Origin of the sequence: Microbacterium sp. USTB-Y (genome assembly GCF_023703415.1) — a bacterium.
GTDB lineage: Bacteria > Actinomycetota > Actinomycetes > Actinomycetales > Microbacteriaceae > Microbacterium.
The window spans coordinates 507,894-531,840 of the sequence record NZ_JAGMTU010000003.1 but is presented as its reverse complement, the minus strand read 5'-3'; the positions used below and the strand labels follow the sequence as shown (position 1 = coordinate 531,840).

Sequence of the window (23,947 nt, the reverse complement as noted above, 5' to 3'; positions counted from 1 at the left end):
TCCGCGACGTGAACCGGGTCATGACTGCGATTGTGACAGCTTCGGAATCCAAACCGGGAAAGTCGGGGATCGCCTGAATCATGTCCGATTTCGACGCAGAACTCATCCGCGCGCTCCGTGAGGACGGGCGGGCGAGCATCCGCTCGCTCGCGGCGGCACTGGGTCAGACGAGGACCGCGGTGGCGTCGCGCCTGCGCCTGCTGCTGGACGATCGGACGATCCGCATCATCGGCGCGGTGGATCCGTTCTTCCTCGGACAGCACGTGATCGCGCACGTCTCGATCCGCACGGCCGGCGCGAGCGCCGGAGTCGCCGCGGCGCTCCAGGCGCGGGAGGAGACCGTGTTCGTGTCGGCGATCGGCGGCGTCTACGACCTGGTGGCGGAGGTGCGTCTCGGCACGATGCCGGAGCTGCACGCGGTGATCGAGGACATCAGGGCGATCCCGCAGGTGCTCGATGTGAACACCCTCGTCTACACCTCGGTCGTGAAGGGCCCGTTCGTCTCGAGCTATCGCGGCGACGTCGTGCTGGACGAGACCGACACCGCGCTCATCGAGCTGCTGCAGGAGGACGGACGGATCAGCTTCCGCGCCCTCGGCGAGGTCGTGCGGCTGTCGCCGTCCGCGGTCGCGACCCGGGTCCAGCGGCTCCGCGCGGCGCACGTCATCCAGATCGGAGCCGTGGAGGCGCGTGGTCCCGCGCACCGGAGGCAGTCGATGGGCGTGGGGCTCAGCCTGCTGGGCGACGACGACGCCGTGCTCTCGGTGGTGCGCACCTGGCCCGGCGTGGACTTCGCCGCCCGCACGATCGGCCGTTTCGACGCTGTGATCACGTTCGTGGAGCCGACGCCGGGGGCGCTGCACGCGGGCCTCGAACAGCTGCGCTCCCTGCCCGGGGTGTCCCACACCGAGGCCTGGCTGCACCTCGCCGTGCTCAAGGAGGACTACGCGCGCCAGTTCCCGCACGGCTCGGAGGCGTGAGCGGATCCGCGGCAGGAAGATCTCCGGCGGAGGTCACGTCTCGGACTCGGATCTCCCGAGAAATGCGCAGGCGTGCATACAATCGGGTGTCCCGTGCGCCGTGAACCCTGACGGCCATGGATGTTGCGGTCGCACTGAAGCGCGGCCACGGAACCGATACAGAGGTGTATATGTCATTCCACAGCACTCGAGGCCGTCTCGGTCTCGCCATCGGCGCGCTCGGCGCCACAGCCCTCGTGCTCGCGGGCTGCGCGACGAGCAGCACGGGCGGCGGGGGGTCGACCGGAGGATCCTCCGGCAGCACGATCACGGTCGGCACGACCGACAAGATCACGTTCCTCGACCCGGCTGGTTCGTACGACAACGGCTCCTTCGCCGTGATGAACCAGATCTACCCCTTCCTGATGAACAGCAAGTACGGCACGGCGGAGGTCACCCCCGACATCGCCGAGTCGGCGGAGTTCACCTCCCCGACCGAGTACACGGTGAAGCTCAAGAAGGGTCTGAAGTTCGCCAACGGCGACCCGCTGACCTCCGCGTCGGTGAAGTTCTCCTTCGACCGCATGGTCAAGATCAACGACCCCAACGGCCCGGCGGCGCTGCTCGGCAACCTGGACAGCACCGCTGCGCCGGACCCGACCACGGTCGTCTTCACGCTGAAGAACGGCAACGACCAGATCTGGCCGCTGATCCTCTCCAGCCCGGCGGCGCCCATCGTCGATGAGAAGGTCTTCTCCGCCGACAAGGTCACCGACGACGACACCATCGTCAAGGGCAAGGCCTTCGCCGGTCAGTACGAGATCACCGACTACAAGAAGAACCAGCTCATCTCCTACAAGCCGTACGCCGGCTACGAGGGCGAGCTGGGCAAGGCCGCCAACAGCCAGGTCAACGTCAAGTACTTCGCCGACGCCTCGAACCTGAAGCTCGCGATCGGCAACGGCGACATCGACGTGGCGTACCGCAGCCTGTCGGCCACCGACACCGAGGACCTCAGCAAGAACAAGAAGGTCAAGCTCGTCGAGGGCCCGGGTGGCGAGATCCGCTACATCGTCTTCAACTTCAACACCATGCCGTTCGGCGCGACCACGCCCGAGGCCGACCCGGCCAAGGCGCAGGCCGTGCGCCAGGCCGCGGCCGACCTCATCGACCGCGCGGCCGTGGCGAAGGACGTCTACAAGGACACCTACAGCCCGCTGTACTCGTTCGTCGCGGACGGCATGTCCGGCGCCACCACGCCGCTGAAGTCGATGTACGGAGACGGCAACGGCGGTCCGTCGCTCGACAAGGCGAAGAAGGTCCTCGCGGACGCCGGCGTGACCACCCCGGTCACCCTGAACCTGCAGTACAACGGCGACCACTACGGCCCGTCCTCGGGTGACGAGTACGCGGCCTACAAGGCACAGCTGGAGGAGGGCGGCCTGTTCACCGTCAACCTGCAGAGCACCGAGTGGACCCAGTACTCCAAGGACCGCACGGCGGACGTGTACCCCGAGTACCAGCTCGGCTGGTTCCCGGACTACTCCGACGCCGACAACTACCTGTCGCCGTTCTTCCTCAAGGAGAACTTCCTCGGCAACCACTACGACAACCCGGCGGTCAACGACCTCATCGTGAAGTCTCAGACCGAGACCGACAAGGACAAGCGCATGGCCGACCTGGCTCAGATCCAGGACATGGTCGCGAAGGACCTGTCGACCCTGCCGATCCTCCAGGGCAAGCAGATCGCGGTCGTGGGCTCCGGCGTCTCGGGTGCGACCCTCGACGCCTCGTTCAAGTTCCGCTACGCGCCGCTGACGAAGTAGCGCACCTTCAGACGGGGCACCGCCGCACACGCGACGGTGCCCCGTCTTCGTCTCCGGGCCCTTCCACGGGCTCGGGGACCATCGCTCCCGATCTCCTCACAAAGGTTCTCCATGGCCGTTGATGTCCTCGCCGCAGATCCCGCGGCGACGCGCCCGAAGTCCTCCGGAGGAGGACTGTGGCGCTACATCCTGATCCGCCTCGTGCTGATCATCCCCACCGTCCTCATCCTGGTCACCCTGGTCTTCTTCCTGATGCGGATCACCGGCGATCCCATCACCGCCGCCCTCGGCGGACGCCTGCCCGCAGCGCAGCTGGCGCAGCGCGTGCACGAGGCCGGCTACGACCGGCCCGTGCTCATCCAGTACTTCGAATACCTCGGCAACATCCTCCGCGGAGACTTCGGCACCACCATCACGGATGGCCAGAAGGTCACCACGGTGCTGCTGACCTACGGATCCGCCACCCTCGAACTCGCGATCTATGCGCTCATCGTCGCCTTCGCGGTCTCGATCCCCCTCGGCCTCATCGCCGCGCACCGCCGCGACAAGTGGCAGGACGCGTCGCTGCGGATCATGGCGATCCTCGCGTACGCGACGCCGATCTTCTTCGTCGGCCTGCTGCTGAAGCTGGTCTTCTCGGTCTGGCTCGGCTGGATGCCGGTCTCGGGGCGCGCGAGCACCCAGACCGAGCTGCTGATGAGCGGCGTGAGCACCCCGACGGGGATCTACCTGCTCGACGCGATCCGCCTGGGCAACGGGCCCGCCATCCTCGACGTGCTGTGGCACGCGGTCCTGCCCGCGCTCGCGCTCGGGCTGCTCACCGCGGGCGTGTTCCTGCGGCTGATCCGCACGAACGTGATCGGCACCCTCGGCCAGCAGTACGTGACCTCGGGCCGCTCGCGCGGCGTGAGCGAGTACCGCCTGGTCACCAAGCACGCGTTCCGCCCGGCGCTGATCCCGATCATCACGGTGATGGGGCTGCAGATCGCGATGCTGCTCGCAGGAGCCGTGCTGACCGAGACGACCTTCGAGTGGAAGGGCATCGGCTTCATGCTCAGCGAGTACCTGAAGGCGCGCGACTTCGTCGCCGTGCAGGGCATCGTCGTCATGATCGCGGTCATCGTCGCGGTGACCAACTTCATCGTCGACATCGTCGCCGCCATGATCGACCCGCGGGTGAGGTACTGAGATGACCGTCGACAACACCCCCGAACCCGTGATCGACCGCGATCTGCCCACCCCGAAGACCGAGGCGCTCGCGGCCCAGGCGCCGCGCAAGCGCCGCTGGAGCGAGCGGATCCCCGTGATCTCGCAGCTGCGTCAGAGCGTCGGGCTGCAGCGCGGCATGCTCATCACCGGCCTCGTCATCACCGGCCTCTTCGTGCTGGTCGCCATCCTGGCGCCCGTCCTCGCCCCGTACTCGTGGGCGCAGCAGTCCGTGAACGGCGTGAAGTTCGGCACGCAGCAGCCGCCGAGCGCCACCAACCTCCTGGGCACCACGGTCAGCGGCTTCGATGTGCTCTCGCGCGTGATCTGGGGATCCCAGACGGCACTGCTCGTGATCCTGGCCGCGATCGCCTGCTCGATCTTCGTCGGGATCGCCCTGGGTCTGCTGTCCGGCTACTTCGGCGGCTGGCTCGACCGGACGCTCGTGGTGATCGCGGATGCGATCTACGCCTTCCCGTCCCTGCTGCTCGCCATCGTCATGTCGATCGTGATCAGCCACGGCCAGTCGAGCCTGTGGTCCGGCATCATGGCCACGGCGCTGTCGATCACCGTGGTGTTCGTGCCGCAGTACTTCCGCGTCATCCGCGCCGAGGTGGTGCGGGTGCGCGCCGAGCCGTTCGTCGAGTCGGCGAAGGTCATCGGCGTGCCGACCCGCAGGATCCTGATCCGTCACGTGCTGCGCAACTCCACGCGCTCGCTGCCGGTGGTGATCACGCTCAACGCCTCCGAGGCGCTGCTGACCCTCGCCGGACTCGGCTTCCTCGGCTTCGGGATCGAGGCGACCTCGGCCGCGGAGTGGGGCTACGACCTCAACCGCGCCGTCGCGGACGTCACCAGCGGCATCTGGTGGACGTCCATCTTCCCCGGCCTCGCGATCGTGCTGGTGGTGCTCGGCATCACCCTCGTCGGCGAGAGCCTGAACGACCTGAGCGATCCGCGACTGCGCACCCGCCGTCGCGCGGGAGGTGCGGCATGACCGGCACGATGACGAACACCGGCCTTCCCGATGTGGCGGAGATCCGCGGGCTCAAGGTGCGCTTCGCGACCGACGGCGAGCCCGTCGACGCGGTCAAGGGCATCGACATCCAGGCGCATGCGGGCGAGGTGCTCGCGATCGTCGGCGAGTCCGGATCCGGCAAGACGGTCACCGCCAACGCCCTGCTCGGACTGCTCCCCGAGACCGCCACCATGTCGGGTGCGGTCATCGTGCGCGGCCGCGGCGGCGAGACCGACGTGGTGCATGCCACGCCGGCGAAGCTGCGCGCGATGCGCGGGCGCGACGCCGCGATGGTGTTCCAGGAGCCCTCGACGGCCCTGAACCCCGTGTACACCGTGGGCTGGCAGATCGCGGAGGGCCTGCGGGCCCACCACGAGGGCAGGCTCTCCAAGAAGGAGGCGAAGGCGAAGGCCGTCGAGATCCTCCGCAAGGTGGGCATCCCGGATCCCGACAAGCGCGTCGACGACTTCCCGCACCAGTTCTCGGGCGGGCAGAAGCAGCGCATCGTGATCGCGATGGCCCTCGTGCTGAACGCGGGCCTCATCATCGCGGACGAGCCGACCACCGCCCTCGACGTCACGGTGCAGGCCGAGATCCTCGAGCTGCTGCGCGCCTGCCGCGACGAGTTCGGCGCGACGATCGTGCTCATCACGCACAACATGGGCGTCGTGGCCGACCTCGCCGACCGGGTCGTGGTGATGCTGCGGGGCGACATCGTCGAGCAGGCGCCCGTGGGCGAGCTCTTCGCGAACCCGCGGCAGGAGTACACCCGCGAGCTGCTCGCCGCCGTGCCGCACGTCGGGCAGGGCAAGTCGGCTCTGGCGGACTCGACCGCGGAGGGCGCCGCCGGTGCGCCGCCGGAGGGCAGCCTCATCGTGGCGCAGGCCTGCGAGATCGGCTACCCCGGACGGTTCGGCCGGGGCGGGGTCGTCGCGGTCAAGGGCATCGACTTCCACGTCGGTCCCGGCGAGGTCGTGGGCCTCGTCGGCGAGTCCGGATCGGGCAAGACCACGATCGGCCGCGCCGTCGTCGGTCTCACGACCGTGGTCGGCGGATCGCTGCGCGTGCTCGGCCAGGAGATGAACGGCGTCAAGCAGCGACAGCTGGCGCCGCTCCGGCCCGAGATCGGGTTCGTGTTCCAGGATCCGGCGACGAGCTTCAACCCGCTGCTCTCGATCGCGGAGTGCATCGCGGAGCCCCTCGTCGTGCACGGCCGGGCGACGAGCGGCGCCGCCGCCCGTGCGCGTGTGGACGAGCTGCTGGACGCGGTGCGGCTGCCGACGAGCTTCGGCGACCGCTACCCGCACGAGCTGTCCGGCGGTCAGCGTCAGCGCGCATCGCTCGCGCGCGCCCTGGCCCTGGATCCGAAGCTCCTCATCGCGGACGAGCCCACCAGCGCGCTGGACGTCTCGGTGCAGGCGAAGGTGCTGGACCTGTTCGTGCAGCTGCAGGCCGAGCTCGGCTTCGCGTCGCTGTTCATCAGTCACGACCTGGCCGTGATCGACGCCGTCTCGGACCGGATCATCGTGCTGCGGCAGGGACGGATCCAGGAGCAGGGCACGACCGCGCAGGTGCTCAACGATCCGTCGAGCTCCTACACCAAGGAGCTGCTCGCGGCCCTTCCCGTGCCGGATCCCGTGGAGCAGGCCGAGCGCCGAGCGCTCTGGCAGGCGGTGCGCCGAGGCGCCTGACCCGCCGCCGGTCGGGGTCGTCGAGCGTCGACCCCGCGCCGGCGCGACGGAGACGAAACGCGGTGCTCTCTCGAGGGCGCCGCGTTTCGTCTCGCCTTCGTCTCGCTCGACGCCCCGGAGCAGGCGACGCGTCAGTGCCCGAGCACCAGGCGGAACACGATCCAGCCTCCGATGGCGACGGCGAACACCACCACCGTCGCCCAGGGGAACGCGCGCTTCAGGCGGCGTCCTTCGGGTGCGACGCCGGGCGGGGGCGCCCACGGCCGCCCGGGCTCGCCGGGCGTCGGTGTGACCGGGCCGGCGAAGCGAGCCGCCGCGGTCTGTCCCGCCGCAGCCGGGCCGGGGATCCCCGGACCCGATGCGGCGCCCGCCGCGCGCAGGCGCTCGTCGCGCCAGCGCGCCCACTGCTGCAGCTTGGTGATCACGGCCCCGACCGCGCCGAACATCTGCGCCCAGACGGCCGGATCCAGGGTGCTGACCGGCCGGTTCTGCGCGTAGAGGAACAGCCAGTCGTCGACGATCTCGACGTCGAAGGCGGAGGCGCTGTCCATGAACCGGGCCATGATGTCCGGTGTGAACAGGTACAGCGCGTCCTGCTCGTAGCCCTCGGGGCAGTAGAGCGCGAAGTACCGGTCGAAGTCGCCCTCGAGCGACAGCCTCTGGTGCCCCTGGTAGGCCGCGGGCAGGTTCGTCCCGAAGAACCCGTTGTTGGCCTGCGCGTCCAGCACGATGTTCGGCAGCGGCACGTCGAGCTTGATCGCGATGTAGCCCCAGTCGTGCGCCTGGCTGTTCTTGCCCGATCCGGTCGTGTACCGGAAGTTGGCGAACTCGGCGAAGCGCGGCACGGTTCCGCGCACGAGGTCGGTGGCCTCGCGACCGTGACCGAGCGAGAAGATCATCCCCGGGAGCTGCGGATCAGCGAGTCGGGGCAGGTAGCCCATGCCGTTCGCCGCCGCGAACCCGGCGAGGCGGTAGCCCCGCACGAGCTGCCGGTTCCACCAGGCGATCCCGCCCCACACGGCGAGCCCGATGACGACGAGCATCAGCAGCGGCATCACGACGCCGCCGGACGAGCCCAGCGCGACGCTCAGGAAGATCCCGACCACGCCGAACCCGACGAAGGCGATGAACAGCGCGATCACGAGGACGAGCACGATCTGCCCGGTGCGGGGGCCGACGCCGCTCGCCCTGGCCTCGCGCGACCAGGCGGCGAGCCGCACGCGGTCGACCGGTTCGGTCAGTGCGCGGGCGTCGAACGCGGGCGGGGCGGCGGGCGATGGAGTGCTCACCCTCTCACGCTATTGCGAGACGCGGGATTCCTCCGGGGGAACACGGGTGGTCGGCTGACGGCCTGCCGGTCACGCTGCCCAGTCGGCCAGCGACCGGGCAACCTTCCGGATTCGGCGGATTCCGGTGGATCCGCTAAGCTGTTCAGGTTGTCTGGGTACATCTGTGCCCGGACACGTGCACAACACCCTCCTGCTTCCGGGAAAGTCCCGGAAGCCGTTCTAGTCCGAAGGAGGTGGGTAAGTGACGCACCAGTACGAGCTCATGGTCATTCTGACCCCCGAGCTGGACGAGCGCCAGGTTGCCCCCAACCTCGACAAGTTCCTGAAGGTCATCACCAACGATGGTGGCTCGATTGACAAGGTCGACATCTGGGGCAAGCGCCGTTTCGCCTACGAGATCAACAAGAAGACCGAGGGCATCTACGCCGTCGTGAACTTCACCGCGACCAGCGAGGCCACCAACGAGCTGGACCGCCAGCTGAACCTGTCGGAGCTCGTGTTCCGCACCAAGGTTCTGCGTGCCGAAGAGGCGCAGGCGATGGTCGCAGCCGAGGCCAAGCGCGCCGAGGAGAAGGCCGCCCGCAAGCCCAAGGCCGCGAAGGTCTAAGGATCATGGCCGGCGAGACCGTCATCACCGTGGTGGGGAACCTCACCGCCGACCCCGAGCTGCGCTACACGCAGAACGGGCTGCCGGTGGCGAACTTCACCATCGCCTCGACGCCGCGCACCTTCGACCGCCAGGCGAACGAGTGGAAGGACGGCGACGCGCTGTTCCTCCGTGCGTCCGTGTGGCGCGAGTTCGCCGAGCACGTGGCGGGATCCCTGACGAAGGGCATGCGGGTCATCGCGACCGGCCGCCTGCGTCAGCGCTCCTACCAGGACCGCGAGGGCCAGAACCGCACGGCGATCGAGCTGGAGGTCGACGAGATCGGCCCCTCGCTCCGCTACGCGACCGCACAGGTCACCCGTGCCGCCTCGAACGGCGGCGGGAACTTCCAGGGCGGTCAGGGCGGCAGCGGCGGCGGTCGTCCGCAGCCCAAGGGCTCGGACGAGCCGTGGTCGACGCCCGGTTCCTCGAGCGCCGACGCGTGGAGCACTCCCGGCAGCTTCGGCGACGACACCCCGTTCTGACCCGAAGCAACACCAAGATTGCGGATCCCGAGGGATCCGAAAACCATTTCTCGTAAGGAAGACTCATGGCTGGAAAGTCGAGCGGCGACCGCCGCAAGCCGCGGAAGGGTGGCAAGCCCACCGCTCCCGCGAAGTCCATCCGCGTGGGTGTCATCGACTACAAGGACGTCGCGACCCTCCGCAAGTTCATCTCGGAGCGTGGAAAGATCCGCGCCCGTCGTATCACCGGTGTCTCGGTGCAGGAGCAGCGTCTGATCGCCAAGGCGATCAAGAACGCTCGCGAGATGGCTCTCCTGCCCTACGCCGGCGCTGGCCGCTAAGGGGTACCGACATGGCAAAGCTGATTCTCACGAATGAGGTCGCCGGGCTCGGTAGCGCCGGTGACGTGGTCGAGGTCAAGAACGGGTACGCCCGCAACTACCTCGTGCCGCAGGGTTTCGCCGTCGCGTGGACGCGCGGTGGCGAGAAGCAGGTCGAGCAGATCCAGGCCGCCCGTCGGGCGCGTGCGATCCACGACCTGGACGACGCGGTGGCGCTGAAGAACGCCATCGAGGCCGCCAAGGTCCGTCTCGCCGTCAAGGCGGGCGCTGAGGGCCGTCTGTTCGGCTCGGTCAAGACCGCCGATGTCGCCGCCGCCGTCGAGGCCGCGGGCATCGGTGCGATCGACAAGCGCAAGGTGCACATCACCTCGCCGATCAAGTCGGTCGGCGACCACGAGGCCACCGTCCGTCTGCACGACGACGTGACCGCTGTGATCACGCTGCAGGTCGTCGCCGCCAAGTAAGTGCCGACTCCCTGTCAGGGGCCGTCTCCTCCGGGAGGCGGCCCCTTTCGCGTGCCGGGGCACGGGTGCGGTGCGCGGTCCGCAGGGTTAGGCTCCGGGGCATGAGCCGCTCGATCCGTTCCGGCATCCTCGCCTTCGTCCTCGCCGCCGGAGTCCTGGTGCTGGCGGGCTGCACGGGGCTGCCCTTCAGCGCTCCCGCGCTCACACACGAGGTGGTGCTGAGGGTGCCCGCTGGCAAAGCCGACACGGTTGCGAGACAGCTCGGGCATCGGCTGGACGTCGCCGGCATCACCGAGCGCAGTATCGGCACCGATGGCGACAGGGTGGCCGTGCGCTACACCCCGCCGAAGACGGGCGGCGCCGAGGTCGAGGTCAGGGAGGACCTCTTCCAGGCGCCGGGGGAGTTCGCGATCCGCCCGGTGACGGCCGTCGGCGAGGATGCCGCGGGATCGGGAGACTGCACGCAAGCCGCGGAGCGATGCACTGCCATGACCGAGGAGCAGGAGGTGCTGCGGCTGGGCCCGGTGGGCGTCGGTGACAAGGATCTCGACACGGTGAAGGCGGTGGATGTGCAGAATCAGTGGGGCGTGCAGGTCGACTTCACCGAGAGCGGCGCGGATGCCTTCGCTGCCCTCTCCGGCAAGGCCGCGTGCGAGGAGGATCCGGCCCTCAAGCGCATGGCCATCCTGCTGGACGGGAAGCTGCTCACCGCACCCTCCGTGCAGCTCGAGTGCGGGCAGTCGCTCTCCACATCGGTGCAGATCTCCGGCGGGTTCGACCGGACGAAGGCCGAGCAGTACGCCGCCCTCATGGGCGCTCCGCTCCCCGACGGCGTGCAGATCGTGTCCTCCAAGCCCTAGCCGCCGGGCGGGCCCGCGCCGAGCCGGGATCGCCTCGGGACACGCGGTGAACCCGTGCGCGTCGGCGCGCTCTCGGCTGTCCGGACTGCTCCTTCGAGCGTCGCCACTCCCGCCGAACGGCCGACTTGACAAAGCGCCCCGAGCATGAGTTTCCTCCCCAGGTTGTACACATCCGCACAGCGCTCGACGAACCTTAAAGAGGGACTTTAAACAGATTCTCATCCACAGGGTGGGGAAACGGATAATCCCAGATCAACTAGCATAAAAAAGTTCAGAGCCGAAAGACTCCCCACAGTTATCCCCAGGTGTTCTGCACAGACTCTCCCGACTTACGCGCAATTCCTCCACAGAGTTATCCACAGGCTCTCCGCGCGGGCGGGTAGCGTGGTCCAGCAACCCGATGTCGGTGGTCTGTGATGCGATGTGCCCACGGGGAGATCAACCCCGCGAGGCCGGATCCCGACCGGGCCTTGCGCACAGCCGGTGGGGTAGGAGAAGGGGGCGCGCGTGTCGATCGCGGACATCGCCGAAGAGCGGCTCGGTGGCGAGCGGAGGCCTGAACGGACCCCTCCGCACGACCTGATGGCCGAGCAGTCCACGCTCGGCGGCATGCTGCTCTCCAAGGACGCGGTCGCCGACGTCATCGAGTCCCTGCGCGGCGCCGACTTCTACATCCCCAAGCACGAGCTGATCTTCGACGCGATCCTCTCGCTGTACTCGCACGGCGAGCCGACCGACGTCATCGCCGTCACCGACGAGCTCATCAAGACGGGCAACCTGTCCCGCGCGGGCGGCGCCGACTATCTGCACTCGCTGACGTCGATCGTGCCGACCGCAGCGAATGCGGGCTTCTACGCCGGGATCGTCTCGGAGCGCGCGATCCTGCGCAAGCTCGTCGACGCCGGCACCCGCATCGTGCAGATGGGCTACGACGGGCAGGGCGACGCCACCGACCTCGTCAACAGCGCGCAGGCCGAGATCTATTCGGTCACCGGCACGGAGCAGGCCGAGGACTACGTGCCGCTCACCGTGGCCGTCGACGCGGCGGTCGAGGAGATGGAGGCCGCGAGCGGCCGCGACGGATCCATGACGGGCGTGCCGACGGGATTCCGCGAGCTCGACGAGCTCACCAACGGCCTGCACGGCGGTCAGATGATCGTCGTCGCGGCCCGCCCCGCCATGGGAAAGGCGCTCGCGCTGGATACGCCGCTCGCCACTCCGACGGGGTGGACGACAATGGGCGAAGTGCAGGTCGGCGACTACCTGTACGGCGCCGATGGGCACCCCACCAGCGTCGTCGCTGCGACCGACGTGATGCTCGATCGCCCTTGCTACGAGGTCGAGTTCTCCGACGGGTCCACGATCATCGCCGACGCGCAGCACCAGTGGTTGACCGAGACGCGGTCCTCGCGCCGCTCATCGGCGGGCGCTGCTGCGACGGTGACCACCGAGCAGATCCTCGAGACGCTCACCGTGGGCGCCGACCGGCGGGCGAACCATTCCATCGCAAATGCGGCGCCCTTGCGCGCCGTGGATGCCGAACTGCCGATCCCCCCGTACGCACTGGGAGCGTGGCTCGGAGACGGGCACAGCGCCTCGGCGCGGATCACCAGCGAGACCGATGAGATCCCGCTGCTCGTCGAGGACGCGGGCGTGCGCGCGGAGCCCCGCGGAGGCATGCTGTATTCGCTCAAGCTCGCCGAGCGGGTGGCGCTCGTCAAGCACTGCGATGTCTGCGGAACCGAGTTCGTCGCCCGGCATCCGAACGTGAACACGTGCGGCCGCACGTGCGGCCCGAAGAACAAGGGTGCGCATCCGGAGCGTCTGACGTGCCCGGACTGCGGCGAGCGGTACTCGGGCGAGGCACAGCGCTGCGATACATGTCACCGTGACCACGGCAGCTTTGCCGCACTGCTGCGGAAGGTCGGTGTGCTCGGCGACAAGCACGTGCCGACCCGGTATCTGCGTGCTTCGGAAGCCCAGCGCCGCGCATTGCTCGCGGGACTGATGGATACCGACGGGACCATCGTCAAGGGCGTCGGATCCTGTCAGTTCACCGTGACGAGCAAGCGTCTGGCCGACTCCGTCTATGAGCTCGTCGTCAGCCTCGGTTACCGCTGCGGGCGCACGACGAAGCGTGTGCCTGGGCGCACAGAGGAGTCGTCGACGGCGTACATCCTGAACTTCTCCACGGTCGACGACGTGTTCCGGGTCGAGCGCAAGCGGATCGCACATGCTCAAGAGCGCCCGTCGAGCACGCTGCGCATCGGTCGCCGCTACGTGAAGGCAGTGCGTCGAATCGAGAGCGTCCCGGTGCGCTGCGTTCAGGTCGACAACGACGATCACCTCTACCTCGCGGGTGAGTCGATGATCCCGACCCACAACTCGACCCTCGCGCTCGACTTCGCCCGTGCGGCCTCGATCGGGCACAACCAGCCCTCCATCTTCTTCTCGCTCGAGATGGGCAAGGCGGAGATCGCCATGCGCCTGCTCAGCGCGGAGGGGGCCGTGCCCCTGCAGAACCTCCGCAAGGGCACGCTCGACCAGCGCGACTGGACGACCGTCGCCTCGACCCGCGGACGCATCAACGACGCCCCGCTCTACATCGACGACAGCCCGAATATGACGCTCGTCGAGATCCGCGCGAAGTGCCGCCGGCTCAAGCAGCGCGTCGGCCTGCGGATGGTCGTCATCGACTACCTGCAGCTGATGACGAGCGGCAAGAAAGTCGAGTCGCGTCAGCAGGAGGTCTCCGAGTTCTCGCGTGCCCTGAAGCTGCTCGCGAAGGAGCTGCAGGTGCCGGTGATCGCGCTCTCGCAGCTGAACCGTGGCTCCGAGCAGCGGCAGGACAAGAAGCCCGCGATCAGCGACCTGCGCGAGTCGGGATCCATCGAGCAGGACGCCGACATGGTGATCCTGCTGCACCGCGACTCCGTCTACGACAAGGACGTGCGCCCGGGCGAGGCCGACCTCATCGTCGCCAAGCACCGAAACGGCCCCACCGCGACCATCCAGGTCGCCTTCCAGGGCCACTTCTCGCGCTTCGCCGACATGGCCAGCGACTTCCAGGGCGGCGGCGACTTCCACTAGATCCGGGCTTCGCCGGACCCACCTCTGATCGACCGGACGGCCACCCCGGCAGGGGCAGTGCACCTGCCGAGGCGGCCGTGATTCGGGCATCGCCCTCGTGAGGTCAGCCGCGATGTAGGTTCCAACTAAACTTGGCAAAATCCACCGCTAGTTGGCAGTCACTTGGCAGTACTGACAACTATGAAAACGAATGAAGCCCCGTCTGGACTCCTCGTAGTCGCGTCGTCAGTACGCCGGCAGTCGTCGCGTTACGGGGGAGCTTCGTACTTGACCCGTATATCTGATGCGACGTCGTAACTTCCGACGTCAAGGCAAAAGCCACCCGAGGAGGCTGGTTGGTCCAACCTCAGCGACGAGCATGGTGCCAATGGCGACGGCAAGTGATGCGACGGCGACCCACAAGGCACTGCGACCGAGTCTGAAGCTGTCAACGGAAGCTCCCAGAGAAGCAACGGTGGACAGGATGTCTCGAAGATCCCGGTCGGAGTCAACCAGTCTCGCAAAGTCCCTTTCCTGACGTGCACGGACCGAAGCATTGAACTCTGTTCGCGTCTCTTCGTCGCTGCCGGCCTTTCGGTTCCTTCGTCGAGATCCGCCGACTGGAGTGAAGAAGAACTTGGGGTCGCCGTCCCAAGACCAATCTCGCTCCCAGAAAGCCCTGACATCACGCCGCAAAGTCGTGAGGTCGAGACTCAAAGTAAGCAGACTTCGCCGAAGGCTGCGGAGCGCTTTGGGCTTGAACTTGCCATGCTTATTCGCCGCCTCGTCTCGAATACGGGCTTGCTCACGAGCGCTGACCGAGAGGAGATCGGAGACTGCCAACATCACAAACAGGTTGTACATCCTATCCACGAGTCGATGGGCGATCGCACGATTTGGGTCGCCACCGTACCCGGCAAGGGCGTCATCGCCGAGTGCTTTCATTACAGCGTCTCGCTTGCCCCAGAGGCTCCATGTCGATGCCTCGCCCATCGCCGGGTAGGAACCGGCGCGTGGCGGTAAGCCGAGTATGAGCTTTGGGAGATCATCAGCCAACAACTGATCCGGATAGAAGAGATCGAGTCCGAGGGCTCGCATTGCGTCTCTGCGACGAAGGGACGTGTCTCGAGAGATGTTCGCGGGTTCCGCTCTCGTCGGATCGAACTTGTCCAACAAGAGCAGGTCGAGCAGCGGGTGAGGTTCTCTGTGGCGCCGGAAGAATCCTGGGAGGCGGTCCATCAACCATGTACGAGCTTCCTCGTGCAGAGCTACTCTCGCAGACTGCACCTTCCAAAACGTTCCCCAGTGGCGATCGTAAGATATCGGCCTGCGCCCGCGCGGAAATCGCATGAATGGTTCGTGCTTGGTGTGCCATGCCACATCTACTGAATTGGAAGCGGTGTCGCTGAGATGGAACTCAGCGATCACCGCCGTCAGACCATCGCCCACCTGGATTGCCCGAAGCTGTACGGTCTCAAACGCGGACGGGAGATCGGTCCGAATGCCGTCGAGAGCAAACCATGTGGATCCCTTTCGGACTAGAGAAGCCATTCGCCACCAAGTCGTGCCAGTGCCCGATCGGGCGCGTGCGAGTGTTTCTCGGTTGCCCGCATCTGCACCTCCCAGCGGTCGTTGCCTGTCCCAGCCGTTTCGCGCAATTGATCGCCGAAGGGCGGGCAGGTCGGCCGGCGGGAAAAGTTCGACGGCCCAGATTCCAGCCACGTTCACGTGATCGTTGTTCGGAACGCGCACGCTGTGCATCCAGTTATCGAGTGGCCAGGTGAAGTTCCGATCGTGCTCATTGAAAGGGATTAGGTAGTTGATCCCCCTGTTCCACGCGCTCAGCAGCCTGGCCGGCTGAATCCTGCGCCGCCACCCTGACGAGAGCCACATAAGCGTCCTGTACGGCGGGTCGTACCAACGCCTTCCTTCTCCCAGCGACGGGACAAGGTCGTATGCCGCTTCGATGTCGTCGGATACAGTGATGTCACTATCCGCGCGAGGCTTGGCTGATTTCCGGCGAGGTTGACGGTACTTCTCTCGCGTGCCCCAGTCGCGACTCAACGGCGTCTTCGGCGTACTCGTCATCTGCGTGCCTTGCGGACGGGTCTGCCAGAACCGGCAATGTCGTCGTCAATGAGCGGTACCACGATCGAACCGTACATCATCGCCCCTCGTGTCGAGAGGTTCGGGTAGCGCTTCAAGGATCTGGTGCTGGTTGCGATTCGGGACGGAGTCACTTTCAGGGGCCATGTTGTGCTCGCCGCGGTGAGACTAGCGGCACCGATGCTCACCACTCTGCGCTCTTCTAGCGTGCCCGAAGGTCTGGCGGTTCACCGAGGATCAAGTCATCCACGGAGACGGCAAGTACTTGAGCCATCGCGATCAATGTACGAAGCGTGGGGTTCGCCGGATTGCCGGGCCTTGACTCACCCTTCTCGTACTTCTGGTAGGTGTAGCGCGTCAGCCCGGAGCGGTAGGCGACCTCTTCCTGGCGGAGGCCGGCGCGCTCACGGACGGAGCGAAGTGTGGTCGCGAAGCGCTGGGAGTAGCGGCTCCACTCCAGTTCAGTCGCTTCGTTCCGACGGGTCACCTTCTCAGCGTGATGAAGATAGCGCCACGGTATGGACTGACGCGCATGCACGACGGCGGCCAGGACGTCATGGTGTGGCTGTTCGCGTCTCCTACTGGCCTGCCAGGAGTGGCGTTCTTCAACATCAGCGCGACAGTGAACCGCGGACATGGATGGGAGGACCCCCAACCGAGGGTTATGCGCCTGGCCGGGTTCCCGGAGCATGACCCGACCCGCGACGCGTTGGAGATCCCGGCCGGTTGGACCGTCACGCTCATCGGCGATGAGCTGTGTCTGATGGATGCGGACGAGACTCCGTGGTTGACGACCGACCTCAGAGAGTTCGACTCGGCCGCGACCTGGCGTCAGCAGTTCCGACGGGCTCGGTTCGTGCATGTCATCTATGGCGATCTCGGGGGGATCCGTGTTGAGGAGCTGCTTGATCTTCCCGATCAGGCGGCCATCACTATTCATCGCCGTCGACGGTGGTGGCACTGGCCCAGATGAGAGTGGCTTCCCCGCGCAGTGGGTGCGAGGTGGCGCTGCAGAGTTTGCCTGCCCCTCCAAGGGGTACAGGCGCTTCTGTCCTATATGCCGAGGATGAGGGGCCGGGCGGCCCAACGTCGATCGGAAACGCTCCCCGGACATACTTGACCGGTCGACAGCCAACCGGGAGATGATGCCATGATGAGTGGCAGAAGTTCGGTACCGCGAGGGGGAACGTGGGGATAACGCAAGACAGCGTCTACACGTATATACAGGGACTGTTCCAACGAGGCGTGGTGATCATCGTCGGCTCTGGCGCCTCTTGTGCATACGGACTTCCCAGTATGGGCGCGTTAGCTGAGCACCTGAACATTGCTGTGCCCGAACGCATCTCTGAAGACGACGTCTCTGCGCTGCGGGAGTGGGAACGAATCGCAACGAGCTTAGCTGCCGGTGAAGGGCTTGAGTCGGCGCTCGGTGAGCAGCCCTTGCCGGAGTCGCTTGCCGACGTGCTCACGATGGCCATCACAGATCAAGTTCGGCACTCTGAAGGAGCGGCGATCGCGGAGATCCTTCAAGCTGACCAGGTCTCTGCATTCGGACGCCTGTTTGAACACATCCTGCGCTCGGCGACGCATGCCGACGTGATCACTACCAACTATGATCGCCTGATTGAGGTACATGCCGCTCGCGCTGGCGTGCGGGTGGACTCCATGTACTACGGGCACACCATAGGCCGGATGGATGCGGCGCTCAGTCGCGAAGAGCTCTACGAGGCTCGCGCCGCTCCCGCTGGGCGGGGGGCACGCAGCGTCACCGTGCGCCCGCGTCCGCATATTCGATTGGCCAAGCCGCACGGTAGCCTCGACTGGTTTGCTCACGACGGACAGTACTATCGGAGCGATCTGGCCATCCCGGGTTCACGGCAGATCATTGCGCCGGGTGGTAACAAATACAGACTCGGCTATGAGGTCCCCTTCGATCAGCAGCGCAATCGCGCAAACCTGGCTATCGATGGAGCGGCCTCCCTGCTCACTGTGGGTTATGGGTTCAACGACTCGCATCTCCAGACCCATTTGCGTTCGAGGTTTGCTCAGTTGCCCGCCGTCGTTGTCAGCCGGTCCCTTACCTCGAATGCTCTCAGTTACCTCAGTTCGAACTCGAGCGCGCTGGGCATAGAAGCAACCGAGGATGGGGCAGGATGCCGGGTTCTTCAAGGTGGCGATGATCTAGAACTTGACCTGCCTCTATGGGATCTGGAACACCTGGTAAAGGAAGTGCTAAGCATATGACCGACCCCTCTCTCGACTTCCCTCGCGAAGCAGCCCTCGGACGTGTTTTCAGAGTGGACACGGCGAGCGTTTGGGCAGAGGCGCTTGACCACGAGCGATTGACCCGTATCGGTGTCGGTAGCCTCATTGCCTTCCAGGGATCCAACCCGTCCGAGTTCCTCGTCGGCATGCTCGATCGAGTTACCCGAGATCTTCAGGAAGAAGCCCTGTTAGATGAGATCGGTCCCGATGGCGACGTCCCCGTGGAGATCCGTCAGCGGGACCTCCTGCGCGTCGTCCTGCTCGGCACGTATCGCGCGGTCGATGGCATCAGGAAGAACACATTCAAGCGTGGTGCTGACAGTTATCCACTCGTCGAGTCGCTGTGCTGGGTGATAGATGGCATCAATCTTCAACGGCTCATGGGGTTGCTGGCAAGTCAGCTCGAACCGGAGAAGCGGCTCCGCCTGGGCGCGTTTGTCGCCGATCCCACAGCAGAGGCCGTGGCCGATGGTGATCGCCTCTTCCAGCGGCACGCAGCTCTGTTGGGAAGTACCGGCTCGGGCAAGAGCTGGGCGGTCGCGCTTATCCTCGAGAGAGCCAAGGCGCTCGCCCACCCCAACCTTGTCGTGTTCGACATGCACGGCGAGTACACGCCCCTGACCGAAGGCGACGCCCCCATTGCGCGGGCTTTTCACATCGCGGGTCCGGGGCAACCCTCCGACGATGATTGCGCCCTGTACTTGCCGTGGTGGCTACTCAACCAAGAAGAAATGCAGGCCCTTCTGCTTGATCGCTCTGAGGAGAACGCGCCCAACCAGGCTGCTCGGTTGACCCATCATGTACGGACGCTCAAGCACGATCGGCTTGTGGCGGATGGGAAGAGCGAGCTCGCCGAGAGATTCACCGTCGACAGCCCGGTGCCGTACGACCTCGCTGGACTCGTTGGACGCCTATCGGGAGACGACACTGAGATGGTGCCGGGCGCTGGCGGACGCGAGAAACAAGGGCCATTCTTTGGACGACTGACTCGACTCGTGAGCCGGATGGACGCAAGGATCAGCGACCGTCGGTACGGCTTCATGTTCAACCCACCGGCTGACCATCTCGGCTATGACTGGCTTCACGACTTTGCCAAGCGCATTCTCGGTACGGCTCCCGGGATAAAGGTGATCGACTTCAGTGAGGTGCCGAGCGATGTCTTACCGATCGTCGTTGGGGTGATGGCGCGTGTACTTTACGAAATCCACTTCTGGACCACCGAAGACAAGCGGACGCCGGTAACCCTCGTCTGTGACGAGGCTCACCTATACTTGCCAGCCGGAAACGCAGGGGCCGCCGACCTCCGAGCCCTCGACTCCTTCGAGCGAATCGCCAAGGAAGGCCGGAAGTACGGGATTTCGTTGCTCGTCGTTAGCCAGCGTCCGTCGGATGTGAGCCGCACCGTGCTCTCCCAATGCAACAACTTCATCGCTCTCCGTCTCACCAACGATCAGGACCAAGCTGTCGTGAAACGACTCATGCCTGACAGCATGGATGGGCTCACCGCAGCGTTGCCGCTTCTGGACGTTGGTGAGGCGCTCTTGCTCGGTGACGCGATCATCCTTCCGACGCGCATCCGACTCGATGCGCCAAGGATTAAGCCCACTAGCGCCACTAGGAACTTCTGGACTGAATGGAACAGCGCACCAGTCGAGGAAGACGCACTCGTCGCGGCGGTCGAGGCGATGCGAACGCAGTCGCGTCGATAACAGCGACAGAGCGAGAGGAAGAAATTAGGTACGCAATGGCGAAGGACTCGGCTCCAAGCGGTATCGACTCCGTGCCACCCCCATCACCTGGGCTAAGTCCGTCTCAGATCGTGGAGCACTACCTCGACGGCTACGAGCAACACTTCAAGCGTGCGCGTCGCACCGTGAAACGCCGGGCTTCCGGCGTGACGATTACCGCCTCGCTGCTGACTGGGGTAGTTGCCGTCCTTGGCTCGATCAGCGCTGTGCTCGCCACCGATTGGTGGAGTGGAGGAGTTGCGGTCGCGACTACGCTGACATCCGCCACCGTTGCAGTCCTGCTTGCTTGGAACGATCACTTCCACCACCGAGAGCTATGGATCCAGCGCTCTGCTGTGCTTGCACAGATCAACGACCTTCGGAGGGGGTTCGCCGCGCGAAAAGCACGTCCTTGGTACAGGCGGGCGACCGAGCGTGCTGAAGCAAACGCTGCGCTCGAGACACTCGGTGAGATCCTCCGCGAGGACCTTGAGGCCTGGACCAGGATCCAGAGTCGGTAAACGCCCGGCTGCGGCTATCGACCGAGCATCGTAGGATTACGCCACGTCTCGTGGAATTCTGGCCCCGTAACCGTCGCCAACTACCGCGGAACCCTTGCCGTCCGCCGCCATCCCGACCTGGAACCTACACGGCGACTTCCACTGAGGTCGGTGGGAGGAAGGCCGGACTAGCCGCTCCCGTATCCGTCGTCAAGCCCCTGCCCGCCGCGGGCGCCGGGCAATAGCGTGAAGCGTGGGAAGGTTCCACGGCGCATGCGGGGTCCCCCAGGCTTCCGGTCGCTCGCCAAGCCGTGGAACGCCGGGGAGCCGGACGGTTTCGCCTCCGTCCGGCTCCCCTTGTTCGGTCACCGGTCGCGCGTCTCCGTCACCTCGGCGTGGACGTCGCGGACGATGCCCCGCGCGGCCATTGCGGAGTCGAGGACGTCGCGATGGCCGTGCGCCGCCGCCCTCATCCCTTCGGGGTGCGGTTCTCGGCGCTGACCATCCAGGACAGCTGCTCGATCCGCTCGAGGACCGCGTGCAGGATGTCGGCGCTGGTCGGATCCTCCTCGTCCACCTGGTCGTGCACGTCGCGGCAGGTCGCGGCAACGCCGTCGAGCCGCTCGGTCATCAGATCGATCGCGTCCCGCGTCGCGATCTCGCCGTGCGGGCACTCGGGCAGCGTCGTCGTCTCGGCGACCACGTCGCTGCGACCGTCGGGGAGCGCGTGCAGGGCGCGCATCCGCTCCGCGACGGTATCGGCGAACAGGCGGCTGGCGTCGATGATCTCGTCCAGCTGGAGGTGGGTGTCGCGGAAGTTCGGGCCCACCACGTTCCAATGGACCTGCTTGCCCTGAAGGGAGAGCTCGATCAGATCGACCAGGACCCGTTGCATGCTGTCGCTCAGCTCCTGGGACGCGGCGAAGCCCTTCTCCGCGTTCTCCTCGGCCGTGCGTGCCGCGCCCTTCGCGGGCTTGCGGCGGTTCTTGGGGGCAGTCGTCGCCGGGGCGTTCATGGGACTCCTTCTTCGACGGGGATCCGCAGGACGGAGGATCCGCCTGCGCTGGCCCGTGCAGGCTATACGCTCGCGTCGCGGAGACCTACGGGCTTGCGCTTCTCGGGATCGGGCACTATCCGGGGCGGCGACACGGCCGAGGATGCGCGCGGGTCAGGCGTCGCTCAGGCCCCGCGGGACGCGTCGATGCGCCTTCTCAGCGCCTCACCGGCAGGAGCGCCCGTCACGAGCAGCTCCAGGGGGGCGATGAGATCCGTGGCACCGGGCAGCGCGTCGAGCTCGGCGTACATCGCGTCCTCGATCGCGCGGGTCTCCTGCTCCTTCGCCCTGCCCGTCGGGGTCAGGCGCAGGTGCACGCGGCGACGGTCCTCGCCGGCTTCGACGCGTTCGATGTAGCCCGCCTGCACCAGACGCTCGATCAGCCGAGAGGGGTTGGTGCCGCTGTCGCAGACGAGCATCCGTCCGACTCCGGAGACGGTGAGCTCGCCCTGGTCGCCGTGGTCCCCGAGGATCCGGAGCACCTCGGATTGCGCGGGGGAGAGCCCGATCGGCTCGAGCGCCGCCGCGAGCCGGCGGTTGCCCTCGCGCTGCGCGGCGAGCAGGAGGTAGCGGATCTGCTCTGCCTGCCTCATCCCTTCACTCTAGGGGCGGTCCGCCTCGGCGAGCAGACGCTGCGCACCCGGGTCGTGGGCCGCGAGCACGACGAGGCCGGGGTGCTGCGCGGCGAGCTCGGCGACGTGCCGGGTCGACGCGAGCAGGCCTGCCCTGTCGCCGACCCCGGGGATGATGCCCTGCTCGAGCAGGGTGACGTCGTAGGTGAGGTCGCCCACGAGCAGGAGGGGCCTGCGTCCCGCGCGCCGGATGAGGGCGGACAGCGAGCCCGGCGTGTGCCCGGGGGTGGGGAGCAGGGTGATGGCCCCGTCGCCGAAGAGATCGAGCTCGCCGGCCAGCGGCTCCCAGCGCAGCCCCGGCAGGAAGATGTGCTTCTCCAGATACCCGTTGAGCTCGGCGGACCTGCGGCGCGCCGCGTCCAGCTCCGCTCGGCCCACGAGGATCCGCGCGTGCGTGAGCTCCGAGAGGCCCCCGATGTGATCCTGGTGCAGGTGGGAGACGACGACCGCGGTGACGTCGGCGATGTCGTAGCCGATGCGGGCGAGCTGCGTCGTCAGGGTGTCCTCGGGGCCGATCGTGAACCGGGCGAGACGGCGGTAGAAGTAGCCGTTCAGTCCGCCGGGGAAGTAGTCGGGGTCCGTGACCGAGGCCCGATCCTGGCCGGTGTCGAACAGCACCAGGCCCTTCTCGTGCTCGATCACGTAGACGTTGATGGGGCGCGGCGCCGTCCAGCGGCGGGAGGTGGCCAGCCACCAGAGCATGGGCGTCGAGGGTCGTGCCACATGCTCGGGCCGGATCGCGACGGTTCCGGTGCTGACGACCGCGACATTCTGAATGATGTTCATGTCACGACACTATATGTCGTGACACGTAAATTGTCGAGCGGCTTCGGCAGAACGCGCTTAGACTCCTGCGCGAAGCCGCCGATCGCGCCGGGATCCCGGCGCGGGACGGCGTGCGGAGGAGACGACATGCAGACCTTGACGATCGACTTCATCTGCTCCCTCGACGGCTACGGCGCCGCCGAGGGCTGGCCGGGCCTGTGGGGCATGGGCGGGCCGGAGTACTTCGAGTGGCTCGCGACGGCGCCGGACGGGGACTACCCGATCCTGATGGGGGCGACGACCTATCGGCTCATGTCCGCCTTCGCCGCGGGCGGCGAGGAGGGCGTCGGGGTGCTCGACCCGATCCCCAAGTACGTGTTCTCGGCCACGCTCCCGGAGCCCCTGGAGTGGGCGAACTCCACCCTCGTCCGCGAAGACGCGGTCGAGTTCGTGCGCGCTCTGAAGGAGGAGTCGGATCGACCGCTGCGCACCCTCGGCAGCGTCTCCCTGTGCCGGTCGCTGCTGAGCGCCGGTCTCGTCGATCGCTACCGGGTCGTGCTCTTCCCCGTGATCACGGGGGCGACCGGGCAGGACCGCATCTTCGACGGGTACCCCGACGTGCGTCTCGACCTCGTCGCATCGCGCACCTTCGACGGACGGCTGCAGCTGCTCGAGTACGTGCCGACCGTGCTCGACGGCCCGCCCGGGCGGTGAGCCGCGCGGCGCATCCGGAGGCGAGCTCACCAGGGGCGGGCGGACTGCCGGGGGATCGTCCTGATTGTCGCCCTGTACAGAAACCCGTGCGGATCCGGCTCGGGTGGGGGATCCTGTCCCTGAGCGTGCTCACGCGCGCGGACGAGGAGGACGAGATGGGTCACGACAAGAACGACGAGCTGCGCGAGGACCGGCAGGAGCAGGAGGAGCGCCGGCAGCATCACCGCGACGAGGCCTTCGACGAGACCGGCGGCGTCGACGACGAGGGATCGCAGGACGAGCGCCGCAAGGAGGGCCTCGACCGGATCTGATCCGGCGCGCTGCCGACGGCCGACACCGTCGGCAGCGGGG

The 23,947-nt window shown here is 66.7% G+C and carries 23 protein-coding genes; 17 read left to right on the top strand and 6 right to left on the bottom strand.

Going from position 1 to position 23,947, the window contains the following annotated elements:
• Positions 1-80: 80 nt before the first annotated feature.
• The 5 genes from J8G10_RS09725 to J8G10_RS09705 all read left to right on the top strand — a co-directional run bounded on the left by J8G10_RS09725 (position 81) and on the right by J8G10_RS09705 (position 6,700).
• Positions 81-980, top strand: a complete 900-nt coding sequence (locus tag J8G10_RS09725) for an Lrp/AsnC family transcriptional regulator (RefSeq protein ID WP_251443758.1) — start codon at positions 81-83, stop codon at positions 978-980.
• 170 nt (positions 981-1,150) lie between these two features.
• The gene (locus J8G10_RS09720; protein WP_251443755.1) at positions 1,151-2,785 is read left to right on the top strand and encodes an ABC transporter substrate-binding protein; all 1,635 of its coding nucleotides are present in this window, start codon (positions 1,151-1,153) and stop codon (positions 2,783-2,785) included.
• A gap of 111 nt (positions 2,786-2,896) precedes the next feature.
• A complete protein-coding gene (locus tag J8G10_RS09715) occupies positions 2,897-3,973 on the top strand; it encodes an ABC transporter permease (RefSeq protein WP_251443753.1) in 1,077 nt (358 codons plus the stop codon).
• Position 3,974: 1 nt separating this feature from the next.
• Positions 3,975-4,988 (top strand): ABC transporter permease, encoded by a 1,014-nt coding sequence (locus tag J8G10_RS09710; RefSeq protein WP_251443751.1) that lies wholly within the window; start codon positions 3,975-3,977, stop codon positions 4,986-4,988.
• Complete coding sequence (locus tag J8G10_RS09705; RefSeq protein WP_251443748.1) at positions 4,985-6,700, top strand: ABC transporter ATP-binding protein; 1,716 nt, start codon at positions 4,985-4,987, stop codon at positions 6,698-6,700. The genes J8G10_RS09710 and J8G10_RS09705 overlap by 4 nt, the downstream gene beginning before the upstream one ends.
• Before the next feature lie 131 nt (positions 6,701-6,831).
• Here the strand turns inward: J8G10_RS09705 and J8G10_RS09700 are convergent, their stop codons facing one another.
• Positions 6,832-7,989: a DUF3137 domain-containing protein gene (locus tag J8G10_RS09700; protein WP_251443745.1), complete on the bottom strand. Its 1,158-nt coding sequence runs from the start codon at positions 7,987-7,989 to the stop codon at positions 6,832-6,834.
• Between the two features lie 241 nt (positions 7,990-8,230).
• Between J8G10_RS09700 and rpsF the strand changes: the two genes are divergently transcribed.
• From rpsF to dnaB, 6 genes are all read left to right on the top strand, one after another.
• Positions 8,231-8,596, top strand: a complete 366-nt coding sequence (gene rpsF, locus J8G10_RS09695) for a 30S ribosomal protein S6 (protein ID WP_233310867.1) — start codon at positions 8,231-8,233, stop codon at positions 8,594-8,596.
• A 5-nt stretch (positions 8,597-8,601) separates the two neighbouring features.
• Complete coding sequence (locus J8G10_RS09690; RefSeq protein ID WP_251443742.1) at positions 8,602-9,120, top strand: single-stranded DNA-binding protein; 519 nt, start codon at positions 8,602-8,604, stop codon at positions 9,118-9,120.
• Between the two features lie 65 nt (positions 9,121-9,185).
• Entirely contained in the window at positions 9,186-9,440 is a 255-nt protein-coding gene (gene rpsR, locus J8G10_RS09685) for a 30S ribosomal protein S18 (protein WP_071641238.1), read from the top strand.
• An 11-nt stretch (positions 9,441-9,451) separates the two neighbouring features.
• Entirely contained in the window at positions 9,452-9,904 is a 453-nt protein-coding gene (gene rplI, locus J8G10_RS09680; RefSeq protein WP_251443739.1) for a 50S ribosomal protein L9, read from the top strand.
• Between the two features lie 101 nt (positions 9,905-10,005).
• A complete protein-coding gene (locus J8G10_RS09675; protein WP_251443736.1) occupies positions 10,006-10,764 on the top strand; it encodes a hypothetical protein in 759 nt (252 codons plus the stop codon).
• A gap of 582 nt (positions 10,765-11,346) precedes the next feature.
• Positions 11,347-13,854, top strand: coding sequence for a replicative DNA helicase (gene dnaB / locus J8G10_RS09670; protein WP_251444360.1), 2,508 nt, complete (start codon positions 11,347-11,349; stop codon positions 13,852-13,854).
• A 306-nt stretch (positions 13,855-14,160) separates the two neighbouring features.
• Here the strand turns inward: dnaB and J8G10_RS09665 are convergent, their stop codons facing one another.
• Complete coding sequence (locus tag J8G10_RS09665; RefSeq protein WP_251443733.1) at positions 14,161-15,075, bottom strand: hypothetical protein; 915 nt, start codon at positions 15,073-15,075, stop codon at positions 14,161-14,163.
• Positions 15,076-16,141: 1,066 nt separating this feature from the next.
• On the bottom strand, positions 16,142-16,426 hold the full coding sequence (locus J8G10_RS09660) for a helix-turn-helix transcriptional regulator (RefSeq protein ID WP_251443730.1): 285 nt from the start codon (positions 16,424-16,426) through the stop codon (positions 16,142-16,144).
• A 45-nt stretch (positions 16,427-16,471) separates the two neighbouring features.
• On the opposite strand from J8G10_RS09660, the gene J8G10_RS09655 reads away from it, so the two are divergent.
• The 4 genes from J8G10_RS09655 to J8G10_RS09640 all read left to right on the top strand — a co-directional run bounded on the left by J8G10_RS09655 (position 16,472) and on the right by J8G10_RS09640 (position 20,452).
• A complete protein-coding gene (locus tag J8G10_RS09655; RefSeq protein WP_251443727.1) occupies positions 16,472-16,912 on the top strand; it encodes a hypothetical protein in 441 nt (146 codons plus the stop codon).
• A gap of 272 nt (positions 16,913-17,184) precedes the next feature.
• On the top strand, positions 17,185-18,183 hold the full coding sequence (locus J8G10_RS09650) for an SIR2 family protein (protein ID WP_251443725.1): 999 nt from the start codon (positions 17,185-17,187) through the stop codon (positions 18,181-18,183).
• A complete protein-coding gene (locus J8G10_RS09645; protein ID WP_251443723.1) occupies positions 18,180-19,913 on the top strand; it encodes an ATP-binding protein in 1,734 nt (577 codons plus the stop codon). Before J8G10_RS09650 ends, J8G10_RS09645 begins: the two co-directional genes overlap by 4 nt.
• A 110-nt stretch (positions 19,914-20,023) precedes the next feature.
• On the top strand, positions 20,024-20,452 hold the full coding sequence (locus J8G10_RS09640) for an SLATT domain-containing protein (protein WP_251443721.1): 429 nt from the start codon (positions 20,024-20,026) through the stop codon (positions 20,450-20,452).
• Positions 20,453-20,900: 448 nt separating this feature from the next.
• On the opposite strand, the gene J8G10_RS09635 is transcribed toward J8G10_RS09640, so the two are convergent.
• From J8G10_RS09635 to J8G10_RS09625, 3 genes are all read right to left on the bottom strand, one after another.
• Positions 20,901-21,446 (bottom strand): Dps family protein, encoded by a 546-nt coding sequence (locus J8G10_RS09635; RefSeq protein ID WP_251443719.1) that lies wholly within the window; start codon positions 21,444-21,446, stop codon positions 20,901-20,903.
• Between the two features lie 164 nt (positions 21,447-21,610).
• Positions 21,611-22,078, bottom strand: coding sequence for a MarR family winged helix-turn-helix transcriptional regulator (locus tag J8G10_RS09630; protein ID WP_251443717.1), 468 nt, complete (start codon positions 22,076-22,078; stop codon positions 21,611-21,613).
• Between the two features lie 9 nt (positions 22,079-22,087).
• The gene (locus tag J8G10_RS09625) at positions 22,088-22,903 is read right to left on the bottom strand and encodes an N-acyl homoserine lactonase family protein (protein WP_251443715.1); all 816 of its coding nucleotides are present in this window, start codon (positions 22,901-22,903) and stop codon (positions 22,088-22,090) included.
• A gap of 126 nt (positions 22,904-23,029) precedes the next feature.
• Here J8G10_RS09625 and J8G10_RS09620 point away from each other — a divergent pair, with 126 nt between their 5' ends.
• Together J8G10_RS09620 and J8G10_RS09615 are read left to right on the top strand one after the other, a co-directional pair.
• Complete coding sequence (locus tag J8G10_RS09620; protein WP_251443713.1) at positions 23,030-23,596, top strand: dihydrofolate reductase family protein; 567 nt, start codon at positions 23,030-23,032, stop codon at positions 23,594-23,596.
• An 86-nt stretch (positions 23,597-23,682) separates the two neighbouring features.
• Positions 23,683-23,907 (top strand): hypothetical protein, encoded by a 225-nt coding sequence (locus tag J8G10_RS09615; RefSeq protein WP_251443711.1) that lies wholly within the window; start codon positions 23,683-23,685, stop codon positions 23,905-23,907.
• Positions 23,908-23,947 lie beyond the last annotated feature (40 nt).